The sequence below is a fragment of the Silvania sp. genome, assembly GCF_051656365.1.
In the GTDB taxonomy this organism is placed as follows: Bacteria; Pseudomonadota; Gammaproteobacteria; order Enterobacterales; family Enterobacteriaceae; genus Enterobacter; species Enterobacter hatchlandensis.
Genome location: NZ_JBOGBT010000040.1, coordinates 1 through 16,704, shown reverse-complemented (window position 1 = coordinate 16,704; position 16,704 = coordinate 1). Strand labels below are relative to the sequence as shown.

16 protein-coding genes are annotated in these 16,704 nt (G+C 58.9%); 9 read left to right on the top strand and 7 right to left on the bottom strand.

The features are described 5' to 3' along the window. Positions 1-65: 65 nt before the first annotated feature. Positions 66-1,607 carry an MASE1 domain-containing sensor histidine kinase gene (locus tag ACRDD5_RS08375; protein WP_271280838.1) on the bottom strand — a complete coding sequence of 514 codons (1,542 nt, stop codon included), beginning with the start codon at positions 1,605-1,607 and terminating at the stop codon, positions 66-68. Beyond that, a complete protein-coding gene (locus ACRDD5_RS08370; RefSeq protein WP_271280839.1) occupies positions 1,607-2,236 on the bottom strand; it encodes a response regulator transcription factor in 630 nt (209 codons plus the stop codon). The genes ACRDD5_RS08375 and ACRDD5_RS08370 overlap by 1 nt, the downstream gene beginning before the upstream one ends. Positions 2,237-2,540: 304 nt before the next feature. Here ACRDD5_RS08370 and tauA point away from each other — a divergent pair, with 304 nt between their 5' ends. Genes tauA through tauD form a run of 4 tightly spaced genes read left to right on the top strand, consistent with a single transcriptional unit; the run spans position 2,541 to position 5,955 of the window. Next, a complete protein-coding gene (tauA, locus tag ACRDD5_RS08365) occupies positions 2,541-3,503 on the top strand; it encodes a taurine ABC transporter substrate-binding protein (RefSeq protein WP_271280840.1) in 963 nt (320 codons plus the stop codon). 12 nt (positions 3,504-3,515) lie between these two features. Further along, positions 3,516-4,283 (top strand): taurine ABC transporter ATP-binding subunit, encoded by a 768-nt coding sequence (gene tauB / locus ACRDD5_RS08360; RefSeq protein WP_438676457.1) that lies wholly within the window; start codon positions 3,516-3,518, stop codon positions 4,281-4,283. Next, positions 4,280-5,107, top strand: a complete 828-nt coding sequence (tauC, locus tag ACRDD5_RS08355; protein ID WP_438676456.1) for a taurine ABC transporter permease TauC — start codon at positions 4,280-4,282, stop codon at positions 5,105-5,107. Before tauB ends, tauC begins: the two co-directional genes overlap by 4 nt. Next, positions 5,104-5,955: a taurine dioxygenase gene (gene tauD / locus ACRDD5_RS08350; protein ID WP_438676455.1), complete on the top strand. Its 852-nt coding sequence runs from the start codon at positions 5,104-5,106 to the stop codon at positions 5,953-5,955. Before tauC ends, tauD begins: the two co-directional genes overlap by 4 nt. Before the next feature lie 105 nt (positions 5,956-6,060). On the opposite strand, the gene ACRDD5_RS08345 is transcribed toward tauD, so the two are convergent. From ACRDD5_RS08345 to ampH, 3 genes are all read right to left on the bottom strand, one after another. Then, the gene (locus tag ACRDD5_RS08345; protein WP_438676454.1) at positions 6,061-7,773 is read right to left on the bottom strand and encodes a lysophospholipid acyltransferase family protein; all 1,713 of its coding nucleotides are present in this window, start codon (positions 7,771-7,773) and stop codon (positions 6,061-6,063) included. A gap of 116 nt (positions 7,774-7,889) precedes the next feature. Beyond that, positions 7,890-8,864 carry a porphobilinogen synthase gene (gene hemB, locus ACRDD5_RS08340; RefSeq protein ID WP_271280845.1) on the bottom strand — a complete coding sequence of 325 codons (975 nt, stop codon included), beginning with the start codon at positions 8,862-8,864 and terminating at the stop codon, positions 7,890-7,892. Between the two features lie 176 nt (positions 8,865-9,040). Beyond that, positions 9,041-10,198, bottom strand: coding sequence for a D-alanyl-D-alanine-carboxypeptidase/endopeptidase AmpH (gene ampH, locus ACRDD5_RS08335; protein ID WP_271280846.1), 1,158 nt, complete (start codon positions 10,196-10,198; stop codon positions 9,041-9,043). 290 nt (positions 10,199-10,488) lie between these two features. Here ampH and sbmA point away from each other — a divergent pair, with 290 nt between their 5' ends. Next, the gene (gene sbmA, locus ACRDD5_RS08330; RefSeq protein ID WP_271280847.1) at positions 10,489-11,709 is read left to right on the top strand and encodes a peptide antibiotic transporter SbmA; all 1,221 of its coding nucleotides are present in this window, start codon (positions 10,489-10,491) and stop codon (positions 11,707-11,709) included. A 14-nt stretch (positions 11,710-11,723) separates the two neighbouring features. Beyond that, positions 11,724-12,824, top strand: coding sequence for a DUF1615 domain-containing protein (locus tag ACRDD5_RS08325; protein WP_271280848.1), 1,101 nt, complete (start codon positions 11,724-11,726; stop codon positions 12,822-12,824). Here ACRDD5_RS08325 and ACRDD5_RS08320 read toward each other — a convergent pair. Continuing rightward, positions 12,821-13,123 carry a DUF2755 family protein gene (locus ACRDD5_RS08320; protein ID WP_271280849.1) on the bottom strand — a complete coding sequence of 101 codons (303 nt, stop codon included), beginning with the start codon at positions 13,121-13,123 and terminating at the stop codon, positions 12,821-12,823. The two genes, ACRDD5_RS08325 and ACRDD5_RS08320, sit on opposite strands and share 4 nt — an antisense overlap. 248 nt (positions 13,124-13,371) lie before the next feature. Between ACRDD5_RS08320 and ACRDD5_RS08315 the strand changes: the two genes are divergently transcribed. Then, the gene (locus tag ACRDD5_RS08315) at positions 13,372-13,590 is read left to right on the top strand and encodes a DUF2754 domain-containing protein (protein WP_271280850.1); all 219 of its coding nucleotides are present in this window, start codon (positions 13,372-13,374) and stop codon (positions 13,588-13,590) included. Here the strand turns inward: ACRDD5_RS08315 and ddlA are convergent. Beyond that, a complete protein-coding gene (gene ddlA, locus ACRDD5_RS08310; RefSeq protein WP_438676544.1) occupies positions 13,587-14,687 on the bottom strand; it encodes a D-alanine--D-alanine ligase in 1,101 nt (366 codons plus the stop codon). The genes ACRDD5_RS08315 and ddlA overlap by 4 nt on opposite strands. 106 nt (positions 14,688-14,793) lie before the next feature. On the opposite strand from ddlA, the gene ACRDD5_RS08305 reads away from it, so the two are divergent. Then, entirely contained in the window at positions 14,794-15,477 is a 684-nt protein-coding gene (locus tag ACRDD5_RS08305; protein WP_438676453.1) for an extensin-like domain-containing protein, read from the top strand. A gap of 169 nt (positions 15,478-15,646) precedes the next feature. Further along, positions 15,647-16,704 (top strand): multidrug efflux MFS transporter (locus ACRDD5_RS08300; RefSeq protein ID WP_438676452.1); only part of this gene is annotated, 1,058 nt, incomplete at its 3' end.

Here is a 16,704-nt window from a genome sequence, read left to right as displayed (position 1 = left end):
ACTGTATGAAAGCGCGACGAAAAAGGGATGAGAGAAAGTCTGGCGTGACTAAGACTTTTTCCTGGTTAGCGGTGTGTTTGTTGCAAAATTGTGGGCAGGTTAACAATTACGCGCGTGCCGCCCTGCGATTCGAGGGTGAATTCCCCGCCCAGGGCGTGGACGCGCTCGCGCATCCCCTGAATACCAAAACCGGGGATCTGCTGTGGGCTGATGCCGCTGCCGTTATCCCTGACCTCCAGGCGCAGCTGGTCACCCTGCTGACAGAGCAGGACGCTGACTTCGCTGGCATCGGCATGTTTGCTGACGTTATTCAGCAGCTCCTGTAGCAGGCGATAGAGGGTAAAGACCAGGGTTTCACTCTGCGGCGGGGCGGTAAGTCGGTAATCAAAGCGGCAGGCGATCCCGCGCTCGGCAAAGGCGAACTCCCTCACCAGATGGTGCAGCGCCTCGTTTAACGACAGTTCGTCAAGCACCGGCGGGCGAAGCTGGCGCAGCAGCTGGCGGGTGGAGTGATGAATGCGGCGCGCCAGGTCGTTAATCTGCCCCGCGGCTTCTAATGCCTGCGGCGTATCGCCCGTGCGTTTCACCAGCTGGGACTGAATCTGAATGGCGGTGATGTTCTGGCCTATTTCGTCGTGCAGCTCGCGGGCCAGCTGTTTGCGGGTGTCTTCTTCGGAGTGGATCAGCTTTTCTGCCAGCGCCCGGCGGGCCTGCAGTTCGTCCTCCAGCCGACGGCGGTAGTGATCGAGGTTCATCGCCAGATGCTGCTGGCGGCTGATGGCGATCCCCAGCCCAATTCCCAGCAGCGACTGGGTGGCGAGGAAAATCTCCAGCTCCAGCAGATCGCTGAACCCCACTCCGACCTGGCGGGCGATGGTGATCATCATGCTGCCCAGCAGCCCGGAGAGCACGCCGCCCTGCCAGCCGAACTTCCACGCCATCACCACGTTGGGCAAAAACACCACGATCAGCAGCAGCCGTTCCAGCGCCGGGGAGAGCACCATCTGGGTGCCGATGCCGATGATAAAAAACAGGCTGCACCAGATAATCAGCGAGCTGCGCAGGGGTGGGTTGCTGGTATCAAGCCCCAGCAGATGATAGCGGTGCTGCTGGCGCAAAAACTCAAACACCAGGTAGACAAACGGCGTCAGGAGCACGCCGCCGGTAAAGGAGGCCAGCGCAATCAGGGTGGTCGGGCTGTCGAGAAACGGTGCCAGTAACAGGGTCTGGATCAGGGCGTTGAGCGTCACCACTGCAATCAGCAGCGACAGGCGTTGCCAGTACAGGGTAAATCGGTGCCAGTAGTGTTGCGCGAGCCACGCCGAAGCGGTGCCCAGCAGCGGTACGACCAGCATCAAGGGCTGGGTCATTAGCTGTTCGCTGTGCAGCCACAGAATGGCGGCCAGCGTGGGCAGGATCAAGGCGGGCCAGAAACGGCGCGAAAGCAGGATCAGCAGCGCCAGATAGACGCCCTGGGGCAAGAACAGCACCGCCTGCTGGCCGTTCTGGGTCAGGTAAAAACTGAGCGTCCACAGCATCAGCCAGCCGGTGCCCCAGGCCAGCATAATGAACAGCGAGAGGATAATGTGCCGCAGGGAGCGCCGCATCAGTGGCCGTTCAGTAGCTGGTTATCGAGGGCAAAATGCACCAGTTCAATGGTGCTGCTGCACTGCAGTTTGCCCAGCACGTTGGCGCGATGGACGTGCACGGTTTTGTGGCTGAGCTCGAGCCTGAAGGCAATCTCCTTCACGCTGTCGCCGTTGACCAGCAGCTCGAACACCTCTTTCTCGCGCGGGGTCAGGGCGGCCAGCGCCTGGGACGTCGGCTCCCCGCCGCGCAGGGCTTTGACCGCATCGGCACACAGATAATGACCGCCCATCCCGACCGAGCGCACCGCCTGCACCAGCTCCTCCGGGCCGCAGCGTTTGGTGAGATACCCGCTGGCACCGGCATCCAGCGCACTTTGTACAAAGGCTGGCGTATCATAGATGCTCAGAATAATGGCGCGAAACGTCGGGCGCTGCTGGCGCAGGCGTTTGAGCAGGCTAAGACCGTTTTCATCCGGCATGGCGACGTCGAGCACGGCGACGTCGATGGCGTCGCGGGTCAGCGCGGGCCAGGCCTCAGCGGCGTTGCTGTACTGGCCTTCGACCACCAGATCCTCTTCCAGATTTAACAGCTGGGCGAACCCGGAGCGAACCACTACATGGTCATCCACCAGCACCACTTTGATCATGTCCGATACCTTTGATGAATAGTTTGCCTATGATGCCTGTCAGGGCAGGGGTGGCAATCCTGTGCCTGTGGTTATGTAACGGATGTAACATAATTGCAATAAATGGATCGTTTTGGCTCTGGAAGTGGGGATTGGCAGCGGTGGTGGTTCATATTTCCTCGTGCCAGCCTTCTCCCCAAAATTAACTATCTATTGCCACTTTTTTTCTAAAAACGATTCGGCATTAACGATGCTTTTTAATTCCTTTATCAAAATTCCGCCGCCAGAAATACTGCCTCCATAACAACAGAGGGGAGCAGACATTATGGCAATTTCATCGCGTATCACCTTACTTGGCGCCCTGGCGCTGTGGGCATTCCAGGCGCAAGCGGTGGATGTCACCGTCGCCTATCAAACCTCGGCTGAGCCCGCCAAAGTGGCCCAGGCGGACAACACATTCGAGAAAGCCAGCGGCGCGAAAGTGGACTGGCGTAAGTTCGACAGCGGTGCCAGCATTGTGCGGGCGCTGGCCTCCGGCGACGTGCAGATTGGCAACCTCGGCTCCAGTCCGCTGGCGGTCGCTGCCAGTCAGCAGGTGCCCATCGAAGTGTTCCTGCTCGCCTCCCAGCTCGGGAATTCCGAAGCGCTGGTGGTGAAGAAAAACATCACCAAACCCGAAGACCTGATCGGTAAACGCATCGCGGTGCCGTTTATCTCTACCACCCATTACAGCCTGCTCGCCGCCCTGAAACACTGGGGGATCAAGCCGGGCCAGGTCGAGATCATCAACCTGCAGCCGCCAGCGATCATCGCCGCCTGGCAGCGGGGCGACATCGACGGGGCCTACGTCTGGTCGCCAGCGGTGAACGAGCTGGAGAAAGACGGCAGCGTGCTGACCGACTCCGCCCAGGTGGGGCAGTGGGGAGCGCCAACCCTCGACGTGTGGGTGGTGCGCAAAGACTTCGCTGAGAAGCACCCGGAGATCGTGAAGGCCTTCGCCAAAAGTGCCATCGACGCGCAGCAGCCCTACATTTCTAACCCGGACGAGTGGCTGAAACAGCCTGCCAATCTCGAAAAACTCGCCCGTCTGAGCGGCGTGCCCGAGGCCGACGTGCCGGGACTGGTGAAAGGGAATACCTACCTGACCCCTGCCCAGCAGCTGCAGCAGCTGGCAGGTCCGGTCAATAAAGCGATTATCGACACCGCCGGATTCCTGAAAGAGCAGGGCAAAGTGCCCGCCGTGGCGACCGATTACAGCCAGTACGTGACCGATCGTTTCGTGAAATAACCGGAGGCCGCGATGCTGCATATTTCCAACCTTTACGCCGATTACCACGGTAAACCGGCGCTCGAAGATATCAACCTGACGCTGGACAGCGGCGAGCTGCTGGTGGTGCTGGGACCTTCGGGCTGCGGCAAGACCACCTTGCTCAATCTGGTGGCCGGGTTTGTGCCTTATCAGCGCGGCAGTATTCAGCTGGCGGGCAAGCGGGTGGAAGGGCCGGGAGCAGAGCGCGGCGTGGTATTCCAGAACGAAGGGCTGCTGCCGTGGCGTAACGTGCAGGAAAACGTCGCCTTTGGCCTGCAACTGGCAGGCACCGCGCGGGAAGCACGGCTGAATATCGCCCGGGAAATGCTGAAAAAGGTCGGGCTGGAGGGGGCGGAAAAACGCTTTATCTGGCAGCTCTCCGGCGGTCAACGTCAGCGCGTCGGGATCGCCCGGGCGCTGGCGGCCAATCCGCAGCTGTTGCTGCTGGATGAACCCTTCGGGGCGCTGGATGCGTTTACCCGGGAACAGATGCAAACCCTGCTGCTGCGCCTGTGGCATGAGACCGGCAAGCAGGTACTGCTGATCACCCATGACATCGAGGAAGCGGTGTTTATGGCGACCGAACTGGTGCTGCTGTCGCCGGGGCCGGGGAGGGTGCGGGAGCGCCTGGCGCTCAATTTTGCCCGCCGTTTTGTCGCCGGCGAACCGGTGCGCAGCATTAAATCCGATCCGGACTTTATCGCCCAGCGCGAGTATGTGCTGAGCCGGGTGTTTGACCAGCGGGAGGCCTTCTCATGAGCATTGTGGTGAATGACAAAACGGCGCAAAAGCGCCTGTCGCTACGCTGGCCTTTGTCGCGCCAGCTGACGCTGAGCATCAGCACGCTGCTGGTCCTGCTGACAGTGTGGTGGGCGGTGGCGGCCCAGCAGTGGGTGAGCCCGCTGTTCCTGCCCGCGCCAGGGCAGGTCCTGACAAAATTATTCTCGATTGCCGGTCCGCAAGGGTTTATGGATGCCACCCTGTGGCAACACCTGGCGGCGAGTCTCGGGCGCATTCTGGTGGCGCTGCTGGCGGCGGTGATTATTGGTATCCCGGTGGGGATCGCGATGGGGCTCAGCCCGACGGTGCGCGGGATCCTCGATCCGTTGATCGAACTTTATCGACCGGTGCCGCCGCTGGCCTATCTGCCGCTGATGGTGATCTGGTTTGGCATCGGTGAAACCTCGAAGATCCTGCTGATCTATCTGGCGATTTTCGCCCCGGTGGCGATGTCGGCAGTCGCGGGGGTCAAAAGTGCCCAGCAGGTGCGGCTCCGGGCGGCACAGTCGCTGGGGGCGAGCCGCGCGCAGGTACTGTGGTTTGTGATTTTACCCGGCGCGCTGCCGGAGATTTTAACCGGACTGCGCATTGGGTTAGGCGTGGGCTGGTCGACACTGGTGGCGGCGGAGCTTATTGCCGCGACGCGTGGGTTAGGGTTTATGGTGCAGTCGGCGGGGGAATTCCTGGCGACCGACGTGGTACTGGCCGGGATCATGGTGATCGCCGTGATCGCCTTTGGTTTAGAACTGGGGCTGCGCGCGCTACAGCGCCGTCTGACGCCCTGGCATGGAGAGATACAATGAGTGAACGTCTGACCATTACCCCGCTGGGGCCGTACATTGGTGCGCAGATTTCGGGTCTGGATGTGACCCGGCCGTTAAGCGATAACCAGTTTGAGCAGCTGTATCACGCGGTGCTGCGCCATCAGGTGGTGTTCCTGCGCGAGCAGGCGGTGACCCCGCAGCAGCAGCGCGCGCTGGCCCTGCGCTTTGGCGATCTGCACATTCACCCGGTCTATCCGCATGCGGAAGGCGTTGAAGAAATTATCGTGCTGGATACTCATAACGATAACCCGCCGGATAACGACAACTGGCACACCGACGTGACCTTTATTGAGACCCCGCCAGCCGGGGCGATTCTGGCGGCGAAGCTGCTGCCGGAAACGGGCGGTGACACGCTGTGGACCAGCGGGATTGCGGCGTATGAGGCGCTGTCCGAACCGTTTAAACAGCTGTTGAGCGGACTGCGTGCCGAGCACGATTTTAAGAAATCGTTCCAGGAATATAAGTACCGCAAGACAGAAGAAGAGCATCAGCGCTGGCTGGAGGCGGTGGCGAAACATCCGCCGCTGCTGCATCCGGTGGTGCGTACCCATCCGGTCAGCGGCAAGCAGGCGCTGTTCGTCAACGAGGGCTTTACCACCCGAATTGTTGATGTGAGTGAGAAAGAGAGCGCGGCGCTGTTAGGGTTCCTGTTTGCCCATATCACCAGGCCGGAGTTCCAGGTGCGCTGGCGCTGGCAGGAAAACGATCTGGCGATCTGGGATAACCGGGTGACCCAGCACTACGCCAATGCGGATTACCTGCCGCAGCGACGCATCATGCAGCGTGCGACGATTTTGGGGGATAAACCTTTCTTCCGTGCGGGCTGATCCCCTCACCCCGGCCCTCTCCCCAAAGGGGCGAGGGAGAAAAGCTATACGTGCTCATCTTCACACACGGCACCTGACTGTCCCCTCTCCCTTCCAGGGAGAGGGTTAAGGTGAGGGTGCTAAATGTGCTTCGATATAGCGCTGATAGCGGCTGGCCTTCAGGTAGCACAAGTCCACCAGCACCAGCCCATCAACGCAGTTGTTGAACGCCGGGTCGCTGCCAAACTCGATAAACTGTACCCCGCCGGGCTCGCAGAGTTCGGAATACTGTTTATAAAGCGGCGGGATGCCGCAGCCCAGATTGCCGAGCAGTGATTTCAGGCGGGTCAGATCTTCGACGTAATCGACACCCGCAAACTGCGCCAGCACGTCGGGCAGCGAAGCCGGATAAGGCTGGCGCGATACGGCCAGAGGATGGCTGGCCGGGAACCACAGCCGGTAAAATGCCACCAGCAGATCCCGCGCCGCGGGCGGTAATCCACCCGAGATCGAAACCGGGCCGAACAGGTAGCGATAGTGCGGATAACGCGCCAGATAAGCGCCAATTCCAGACCATAAATAGTCCAGCCCACGGCGGCCCCAGTAGCGCGGCTGAATAAAGCTGCGCCCAAGCTCAATGCCGTGCGCCAGCACGTCTTCCATTTTGTCGTCGTAATGAAACAGGCTGTAGCTGTACAGCCCCCCAAGCCCACGGTTTTCGACCTGTTGAGCGGTGGGCATAAAACGATACGCCCCGACGATCTCCAGATCCTCGTTATCCCACAAAATCAGATGCAGATAGTCGTCGTCATAGCTGTCGGTATCCCGACGTTTGCCGCTGCCTTCACCCACCGCGCGAAACGCCACTTCACGCAAACGCCCCAGCTCACGCAATATCGGCACATCTTCCTGACCGTTGCGCTGCCACAGATAGATGGTTTTGCCATCGCCGGTTTTCCCCAGACATTCTGTCTGGGCCAGCGCGCGCTTGAGCGTGGCTCGGTCCTCGGGCCGGGCAATGGCGGATTGTGTTTTGAACCTGCCCGGCAGTCCCTTGCCAAGACGTATCACATGCTGACGGCACTGTTCAGCCATCTCACGCGGGGAGAGCGTGGCGCTGAACCAGTGGCTCCAGGGGATCTGCTGACCAATTTTAATCGGCAGTCGACTGTGCTGACGGCGGAACATCTGCTGCATCAGAAGCAGCATCGACAGCGTGGGGGAAATCAGCGTGCTGGCATAAAACAGCAGGCTATTGTGCGCATGAATATGCACCGGCAGCAGCGGGACGCGCAGCTTGCTCGCCATCTTAATAAAGCCGGAGTGCCATTTTTTATCGCGGATACCGTGGCGCGTCGGGCGCGAGACTTCGCCCGCCGGGAAGAAAATCAGTACGCCCGCGTTTTGCAGATGCTGTTCCATCTGCACGAGCGATGTTTTGGCGGTTTTGCCGCCCAGATTATCCACCGGAATAAACAGCGAGCTGAGCGGTTCAAGATGGGTCAGCAGGCGGTTAGTCACGACTTTGACATCACGCCGCACGCGGGAAACGACGTACATCAGCGCCAGCCCGTCGAGGGTGCCCGTAGGATGATTTGAGATGATGACCAGCGGGCCATGTTCGGGGATTTGTTCGAGATCGCGGGATGAGATAGTGCAGAGAATATCAAGATGTTCCAGAACCTGTTCCACCATATCGAGTCCTTTCAGGTGGGGGTGGTCGGCGGCGAACTGCTGGAACTCCTCTTCGTGTAATACCTTGCTTAACAGCCTTTTTTGCCAGGGTGCAGGCCTCGCCTGCGGCCAAAGATCGTCGAGAACGCTGTCGAGACTAAACATGGTAGCTCCTCCTGCTGTCTTTCCCGGACAGTAGAATAGCCAGATGTCGTTTGCATTGCAGAGGGGTGAAGATTGTGTGGAAGGCCCGGTAGCGCTACGCCACCGGGCAAAGCGGATTAACGCAGAATTTTCTTCTCGGCCAGATCCAGCGCGAAGTAGCTGAAGATCAGATCCGCGCCCGCGCGTTTGATCGCGCCCAGGCTTTCGAGGATCACTTTCTCTTCGTCGATCGCCCCCGCCTGAGCGGCGAATTTGATCATCGCGTACTCACCGCTCACCTGGTAGGCGCCCAGCGGCAGCTCGGTGCGTTCGCGGATATCGCGCAGGATATCAAGGTATGCGCCAGCCGGTTTCACCATCAGGCAATCGGCACCCTGGGCTTCGTCGAGCAGCGATTCACGAATCGCTTCCCGGCGGTTGAGCGGGTTCATCTGGTAGGTTTTGCGATCGCCTTTCAGTGCGGTACCGGCTGCTTCACGGAACGGGCCGTAGAACGACGAGGCGAATTTGGTGGAGTAGGACATGATCGCCGTATCGGTAAAGCCCGCCGCGTCAAGCGCCTGGCGAATGGCCTGCACCTGGCCGTCCATCGCGGCCGACGGGGCAATGAAGTCAGCGCCAGCGGCGGCGGCAATCACCGCCTGCTTGCCCAGATTGATCAGGGTCGCGTCGTTATCGACGCCGTGATCGCACAGCACGCCGCAGTGGCCATGCGACGTGTATTCGCAGAAACAGGTGTCGGACATGACAATCATCTCCGGCACGGTTTGTTTGGCAATGCGCGACATACGCGCCACCAGACCGTCTTCCTTCAGCGCATCGCTGCCGGTGGCATCGGTATGGTGCGAAATGCCGAAGGTCATGATCGAGCGGATACCGGCATTGGCAATGCGCTCAATTTCGCGCGCCAGGTGCTTCTCGGGAATGCGCATCACGCCCGGCATGGCCTCGATGGCTTTATAGTCATCGATCTCTTCTTCAACAAAAATCGGCAACACCAGATCGTTTAAGGTCAGGGATGTCTCTTCAAACATGGCGCGCAGGGCGGGGGATTTGCGCAGACGACGGGGACGAGCAATTAAATCGGTCATGAGATGCCTGAGGTTTGTGGAACAAGGAAGGCTAGTGTAACTGAAATAAAATCTGTCTGTTTTACGAAAATTGTCGTTTATTTCTCAAGCATTGCCGCTGCGTATATACCTCACCCCGGAGCGCTTTCACGTTAAATAAGCGTCCGGGGGAGCGTTTGTTTGCTGAATAATGATTATCAGGAGGCCGGAATCACCCGCGGTTTGTTCTCGCTCATTTCGACTACCAGCTGATTAACGCCGTCGCTCATATTGACGAAGCGCGTCTGCGGCGAACGCGTTACCACCACAAATACACCCACGTTAGACTGCGGGATCATCGCCATATAGGTGATAAATCCGCCGCCGCCGCCGGTTTTCTGAATAATCCCCGGACGCCCGTTCTTCGGTGCCAGATAGACCCAGCCCAGGCCCAGCGCGTCAGCACGGCCCGGAACATCCATGCCAATCACCCGCGTCAGCTGGCTGCGCTGATAGATCAGGGTTTGCATTCTGTCGGCCTGATTGCTGCGCGAATAGAAATCGGAGGAGAGGAACTGCTGCATCCAGCGCATCATGTCCCCCGGCGTGGAGTAAACGCCGCCGCTGCCCACGGCAGCAAGGGTGTTGTTACACGGGCTGGCCCCTTTCTCTGCCACCATCAGGCGCTTGCACTGATCGGGGGAGGGGGTAAAGGTGGTGTCTTTCATCCCCAGCGGACGGGCAATTTGCTCGTCAAACAGCTGGCTGTAAGGTTTACCGGTGGCGGTGGCCAGCGCATCGGCCAGCAGATCAAACGCCAGGTTGGAGTAGGCGGCCTGCGAGCCCGGGGCCGATTTCAGGCTGGCAGTCGACAGCCAGTTCCAGCGCTGATCGCGGGTTGGCCAGACGAAGACCGGACGGTGTGCGGCGCCGCCCGGCTGTTCGCGCGGCAGGGCGCTGGTGTGGGTCGCCAGGTTGACCAGCGTGATAGGTGCGCCCTGGTACGTTGGCACATGGGCCCCCGGTGGCGCATATTTGCTGAGCGGATCGTTCAGTTTCACTACGCCCTGGTCGAGCATTTTCACCAGCATCTCGCTGGTCATTAATTTGGTCAGGGAGGCGATGCGCACCACGGAATCAAGCTGCGGGTGGATGTTATTGCCCGGACGCGTTTCACCAAAGCTGCGGAATACACGCTGGTTACCGTCAATTGCCACCAGTGCCATCCCGGTTGCGCCGCTGCCATAAAAAATAAGATTCGCGTAACGATCAACAACATCGGATGCGAAAGCCGGATCGGCAATAGGCTGGGCAGCTTGTACGCTGGTGAGGCTGGCGGCGTACAACACGGCAGAAAGTAACAGACAACGTTTCAACGAAAGCATCCATGAAGTGAATGAAAAAGTATGCGTATTTATACTATTAAACCGCAGTTTGCAAAGGCCTGAACAGGCTAACCATAGCGAGAAAAACGTAACCGCGGGTAAATACGAACAATTTCGTGACAGACGATCTCCCGTTTTGTGACATTGCGCTTATGATAGGCGCGCATTGAGTCCGCCTTTTCGCGCCGGGAGAGGCCTCAGGGGCGAACTAATGCCAGGCTGACAGGTCTGATAATCCGTCGTCTACAGCAGTGTTTATAACAAAAAAAGAAGGAAGCATTATGTTCAAGTCGTTTTTCCCCAAACCGGGACCCTTTTTTCTTTCGGCCTTTATTTGGGCCCTGGTCGCCGTAATTTTCTGGCAGGCGGGCGGGGGTGCCTGGCTTGAGCGCCTGACGGGCGCGACCGGTGATGTGCCCATCAGCGCGGCGCGTTTCTGGTCCCTGAGCTATCTGCTGTTTTACGCGTACTACGCCCTGTGCGTCGGGGTGTTTACCCTGTTCTGGGTGATCTACTCGCCGCACCGCTGGCAGTACTGGTCGATTCTTGGTACGGCGCTGATCATCTTTGTCACCTGGTTTCTGGTGGAAGTGGGCGTGGCGGTCAACGCCTGGTATGCCCCGTTCTATGACCTGATCCAGACGGCGCTTAGCTCGCCGCATAAAGTCACCATTAATCAGTTCTATCACGAGGTGGGGATCTTCCTCGGGATTGCGCTCATCGCCGTTATCATTGGCGTGATGAATAACTTTTTTGTCAGCCACTACGTGTTCCGCTGGCGTACCGCGATGAACGAATACTACATGGCGCACTGGCAGCAACTGCGTCATATCGAAGGGGCGGCCCAGCGTGTGCAGGAAGACACCATGCGCTTCGCCTCGACCCTTGAGGATATGGGGGTCAGCTTTATTAACGCCATTATGACCCTGATCGCCTTCCTGCCGGTGCTGGTGACCCTTTCCGCGCACGTGCCGGAGCTGCCGATTGTCGGCCACCTGCCGTATGGCCTGGTGATCGCCGCGATTGTCTGGTCGCTGATCGGCACCGGCCTGCTGGCAGTGGTGGGAATCAAGCTGCCGGGGCTGGAGTTCAAAAACCAGCGCGTTGAGGCCGCCTACCGTAAAGAGCTGGTGTACGGCGAAGACGATGCCAGCCGCGCATCACCGCCAACCGTACGCGAACTGTTTGGCGCGGTGCGTCGCAACTATTTTCGTCTTTATTTCCACTACATGTATTTCAACATCGCCCGTATTTTATACCTGCAGGTGGACAACGTTTTCGGCTTATTCCTGCTGTTCCCGTCGATTGTGGCCGGTACGATTACGCTCGGTCTGATGACCCAAATTACTAACGTTTTCGGCCAGGTACGCGGATCGTTCCAGTATCTGATCAGCTCCTGGACCACGCTGGTCGAGCTGATGTCCATCTATAAGCGTCTGCGCAGCTTTGAGCGTGAGCTGGATGGCCAGCCGGTACAGGAAGTCACCCATACATTGAGTTAATACAGGGAGTTGTTATGTCTTTTGCCGTACCGCGTGCGTTACCGTTATCGCTGCTGGCTGTGCTGGTGCTGGCCGGGTGTGCCGGGCAGGACGCTGCCCCGCTGAAAAAGGGCGAAAAGCCCGTCGATGTGGCAAGCGTGGTGCGGCAAAAAATGCCCGCCACGGTAAAAGATCGTGACCAGTGGGCCTCGGCGCTGGCGAAAACCTTCGAGAGCCAAAAAATTGCCCCCACCGAGGAGAATATCTGCTCGGTGCTGGCCGTGGCGCAGCAGGAGTCGATGTATCAGTCCGACCCGGCGGTGCCTGGCCTGAACAAGATTGCCTGGAAGGAGATAGACCGACGGGCGGAAAAACTGCACATCCCGGCGTTCCTGGTGCATACGGCGTTAAAAATCAATTCGCCGAACGGCAAGAGCTACAGCGAGCGGCTGGATACGGTGAAAACCGAGAAGCAGCTGAGCGCGATTTTCGATGACATGATCGGCATGGTGCCGATGGGGCAGACGCTGTTTGGCTCCCTCAACCCGGTGCATACCGGCGGGCCGATGCAGGTCAGCATCGCCTTTGCCGAGAAACACACCAACGGCTACCCGTGGAAAATCGAGAATACGGTCCGTCAGGAGGTCTTCTCCCTGCGCGGCGGCCTGTGGTTTGGCACCTACCATCTGCTGAATTATCCCGCCAGCTACACCGCGCCACTCTACCGCTTTGCTGACTTTAACGCGGGCTGGTACGCCAGCCGCAACGCCGCATTCCAGAACGCCGTCAGCCGCGCCAGCGGCGTGAAGCTGGCGCTGGACGGGGATTTGATTGCCTACGGCAGCAGCAATGCCGGTAAAACCGAACTGACGGTGCGTAAGCTCGCCGGCAAGCTGGGGATGAGCGACAGCGAGATCCGCCGTCAGCTTGAAAAAGGCGACAGTCTGGCGTTTGAGAAGACCGATTTGTATCTGCAGGTGTATAAGCTGGCGGAGCAGAAAGCCGGGAAGAAACTGCCGAGAGAGATGTTACCGGGGATCCAGCTGGAGAGTCCGAAAATCACCCGTAACCTGACCACCGCGTGGTTTGCCCAGCGCGTGGACGACCGCCGGGCGCGCTGCATGGCGCTGAATTAGTGGTAACGACGCCAGCGCAGCACCAGGGCGATAACGCCGAATACCGCACAGCCCAGCAGGAACGGGATCAAACCAAAAATGGTCCCGACGCCGAGTCCAATCTCAACGCGCGGACGAACGCTATCCTCAACCTGCATCAGGTGCTCGTACACCCCTGGCGCATGGACGAGGATGTTGAGCAGCTGTGAGCCTGCCCAGAAACAGAACAGGACAAACACGGCATAAGCGATATTACCTGGCGTGGAGGTTTTGGGTTGCTTAGTGCTAAAAATCGGCTTCGACATGCTGAAGTCTGCCATAACTGCCTCCGGAATTATCTGCCTGGCCTGGTGCCTGTTGTTCCTGCTGAGTTTGACACCACATCGCGGATGTCAATATCAGAATCGTGGTAAATTGGCCTGGTGAATTCTCCTGGATGAGTGATTTCCGCTTGTCATCACAAAATCGTCACCTTAAGTAAAATTCATTCTCATTTCAGATTTTCCGCATCCGCCACAGACCTGATGGCAAAACTGTGCGAGGATAGATTTTTTCTTCTGGAGCGACCATGAAACTGCCTGCCAAAATCCGCCGTGACTGGCATTACTACGCCTTTGCTATTGGGCTGATCTTTATTCTGAATGGGGTAGTGGGGCTGCTGGGCTTTGAAGCGAAGGGCTGGCAAACCTATGCGGTCGGGCTGGTGACGTGGGTAGTGAGCTTCTGGCTGGCAGGGTTTATCATTCGCCGTCGCCCGGAAGAGCCGACGGCGAACGAAGCCGATTAACCGTTGACCGAGAGCTGCAGCGCGCTGTCGGCGGCGTAGCGTTCCAGCGCCAGTTCAATCAGGCGGGTGATCAGTTCAGGGTAGCTGATACCGCTGGCCTGCCACAGTTTCGGGTACATGCTGATGTTGGTAAAGCCGGGCAGGGTGTTGATTTCATTGATTACTACCCGGTTATCTTCCGTTAAGAAGACGTCGACGCGGGCCATGCCGCGACAGCCCAGCGCCTGATACGCCTCAATGGCGATGGCGCGGATCCGGTCGTTAACCTCGGCGTCCAGCGCGGCGGGAACCACCACCTGCGCGCCCTGGTCATCGATGTACTTGGTATCGTAAGAGTAGAAATCGCTGTTCAGCACCACTTCGCCACAGGTACTGGCCTGCGGGAAGTCATTGCCCAGCACCGCGCACTCAATCTCACGTCCTTTAATGCCCTGCTCGACTACCACTTTATGATCGAAGGTAAACGCCAGTCGCACCGCATCGTTGAACTGCGCTTCGCTGTTCACTTTGCTGACGCCGACGGAGGAGCCCTGGTTCGCCGGTTTGACGAACAGCGGCAGGCCGAAGCGGGCGCTGAGATCGGCAAATGTGTGCTGCTCGCGGTTGGCACGGGTCAGGGTGACAAACGGCGCCACATTCAGCCCGGCATCGCGCAGCAGGCGCTTGGTGACGTCTTTATCCATGCAGGCGGCGGAACCGAGCACGTCGGAGCCGACGAACGGCAGATTCGCCATCCGCAGCATCCCCTGTAGGGAGCCGTCTTCGCCCAGCGTTCCGTGAACAATCGGGAAAATAACGTCGATTTGCGCAAGCGCCTGCCCACTACGGGCATCGATTAGTTGGCCCTGCATCACGCCTGGCACGGCGGCCACGCTGATTTCTGACGGGTTCAGGGCGATGTGCGCCGGGTCGTCGGCATTGAGCAAATAGCCGGTTTCGTCGTTAACATGCCACTGGCCCTGTTTATCAATCCCCAGCAGCACGACCTCAAATCGGCTCTTATCAATCGCGTTAACGATATTTTTGGCCGACTGGAGAGACACTTCGTGCTCCGCTGATTTACCCCCAAAGACAATACCTACCCGCAACTTCGCCATCACGTCCACTCATCCTGTCTGACTCAAAGTCCTTACCATATCACGATGCCCGGCGGGATTCGCCGCCTTCTGCCATAATGTTGTGGCACATCATCGAGGGGGGAGAGTGAAGGGAAAAGGTCTGATTATCTGTCTTGTGATTATCGCTGCGATGACGGCGGGCTACCGCTGGCTGCCGTCGCACTACAACCCCTTTGCGCCGCTCCAGTTGGACGATCCCCCCGGCACGCTGACCCAGTTTAAGCTCAGGCGCCTGACCCCTGAACATTGCGAAACGCTGCTGGCGCAGGCCAACGCGCGCCAGTTGATCCGCACCCAGTCGGTTGCGGAGACCGGGGGAGAGTGCCCGCTGAGTAACGTGGTGCGGGTGCGCAATTTTGGCCCCGTCAGCCTCAGCAGCAGTTTTCTCGCCAGCTGCCCGCTGGCGCTCAGTTCGGCGCTGTTCGTCAGCCAGCAGGCCCAGCCGCTGACCCGCACCCTGATGGGCAGCAGCCTGACGCGCATTGACCATCTTGGCAGCTTTGCCTGCCGCAATATCTATCACCGCCCCGATGCCCGACGCAGCGAGCATGCCAGCGCGCAGGCGCTGGATATCAGCGGCTTTACGCTGGATAACGGCCAGCGGGTGAGCGTTCTGCGCGGCTGGCAGAATGCCAAAACAGAGCCGTGGCTGCGGGCGTTGCTGAGCGCCAGCTGCGGCTACTTTGGTAACGCTCTTGGCCCGGACTATAACGCGGCCCACGCTAACCATTTTCATCTGGGGATGCGCGGATTTGGCTACTGTCCGTAGAGCATAAATCACCAGCCGAAAGGCAAAAATATGTGACATGTTTCACAGATATGATGACTGGGGAGATAAAATGCCGAAGTCATCCCGGTGGCATCTCTGACGCCATACGGCATAACGTAACTTGCTAATCTGGTGGCGAATTCACGCAAAATAAAGACAGTATCAGCTTATGGAATCCTGGAAGGTTAACCTCATCTCGGTCTGGTTTGGGTGTTTTTTCACCGGCCTGGCCATCAGCCAGATTTTACCCTTTTTGCCGCTGTACGTGGCTCAGCTTGGCGTCTCGTCGCACGAGGCGCTGTCGATGTGGTCCGGCCTGACGTTTAGCGTCACCTTCCTGGTGTCGGCCATTGTGTCACCGATGTGGGGCAGCCTGGCGGACCGCAAAGGGCGCAAGCTGATGCTGCTGCGCGCTTCGCTCGGGATGGCCGTTGCGATCCTGCTGCAGGCGTTTGCCACCAACGTCTGGCAGCTCTTTTTGCTGCGCGCGCTGATGGGGCTGACCTCCGGCTATATTCCCAATGCAATGGCGCTGGTGGCCTCGCAGGTTCCCCGGGAGCGCAGCGGCTGGGCAATCAGCACCCTGTCGACCGCGCAGATCAGCGGCGTGATTGGCGGCCCGCTGATGGGTGGCTTCCTGGCCGATCACGTTGGCCTGCGCGCGGTGTTCTTTATTACCGCCTTCCTGCTGATGGTAAGTTTCCTGGTGACCTTCTTTTTAATTAAGGAGGGCGCGCGCCCGAGCGTAAGCAAGGCCCAGCGCCTGAGCGGCAAGGCCGTTTTTGCCTCGTTGCCTTATCCGGGACTGGTGATCAGCCTGTTTGTCACGACGATGGTTATCCAGCTGTGCAACGGTTCAGTGGGGCCGATTCTGGCGCTGTTTATCCAGTCGATGACGCCAGAGAGCAGCAATGTTGCTTTCCTCAGCGGGATGATTGCCGCCGTGCCGGGGGTGTCTGCTCTGATGTCTGCTCCACGGCTGGGCAAGCTCGGGGATCGGATTGGCACCGGGCGTATCCTGATGGCCACGCTGGTGGTGGCGGTGGTGCTGTTCTTTGCCATGTCTTTTGTCACCACCCCGTTCCAGCTTGGGGTCCTGCGCTTCCTGCTGGGCTTTGCCGATGGCGCGATGCTGCCTGCGGTGCAAACCCTGCTGATCAAATATTCCAGCGATCAGGTGACCGGGCGCATCTTCGGATATAACCAGTCGTTTATGTATTTAGGCAA

What these genes read in the sequence shown, in the direction of transcription:
- ACRDD5_RS08375 (WP_271280838.1), bottom strand. Translation starts at nt 1,607, where the DNA reads ATGCGGCGCTCCCTGCGGCACATTATCCTCTCGCTGTTCATTATGCTG.
- ACRDD5_RS08370 (WP_271280839.1), bottom strand. Translation starts at nt 2,236, where the DNA reads ATGATCAAAGTGGTGCTGGTGGATGACCATGTAGTGGTTCGCTCCGGG.
- tauA (WP_271280840.1), top strand. Translation starts at nt 2,541, where the DNA reads ATGGCAATTTCATCGCGTATCACCTTACTTGGCGCCCTGGCGCTGTGG.
- tauB (WP_438676457.1), top strand. Translation starts at nt 3,516, where the DNA reads ATGCTGCATATTTCCAACCTTTACGCCGATTACCACGGTAAACCGGCG.
- tauC (WP_438676456.1), top strand. Translation starts at nt 4,280, where the DNA reads ATGAGCATTGTGGTGAATGACAAAACGGCGCAAAAGCGCCTGTCGCTA.
- tauD (WP_438676455.1), top strand. Translation starts at nt 5,104, where the DNA reads ATGAGTGAACGTCTGACCATTACCCCGCTGGGGCCGTACATTGGTGCG.
- ACRDD5_RS08345 (WP_438676454.1), bottom strand. Translation starts at nt 7,773, where the DNA reads ATGTTTAGTCTCGACAGCGTTCTCGACGATCTTTGGCCGCAGGCGAGG.
- hemB (WP_271280845.1), bottom strand. Translation starts at nt 8,864, where the DNA reads ATGACCGATTTAATTGCTCGTCCCCGTCGTCTGCGCAAATCCCCCGCC.
- sbmA (WP_271280847.1), top strand. Translation starts at nt 10,489, where the DNA reads ATGTTCAAGTCGTTTTTCCCCAAACCGGGACCCTTTTTTCTTTCGGCC.
- ACRDD5_RS08325 (WP_271280848.1), top strand. Translation starts at nt 11,724, where the DNA reads ATGTCTTTTGCCGTACCGCGTGCGTTACCGTTATCGCTGCTGGCTGTG.
- ACRDD5_RS08320 (WP_271280849.1), bottom strand. Translation starts at nt 13,123, where the DNA reads ATGGCAGACTTCAGCATGTCGAAGCCGATTTTTAGCACTAAGCAACCC.
- ACRDD5_RS08315 (WP_271280850.1), top strand. Translation starts at nt 13,372, where the DNA reads ATGAAACTGCCTGCCAAAATCCGCCGTGACTGGCATTACTACGCCTTT.
- ddlA (WP_438676544.1), bottom strand. Translation starts at nt 14,687, where the DNA reads ATGGCGAAGTTGCGGGTAGGTATTGTCTTTGGGGGTAAATCAGCGGAG.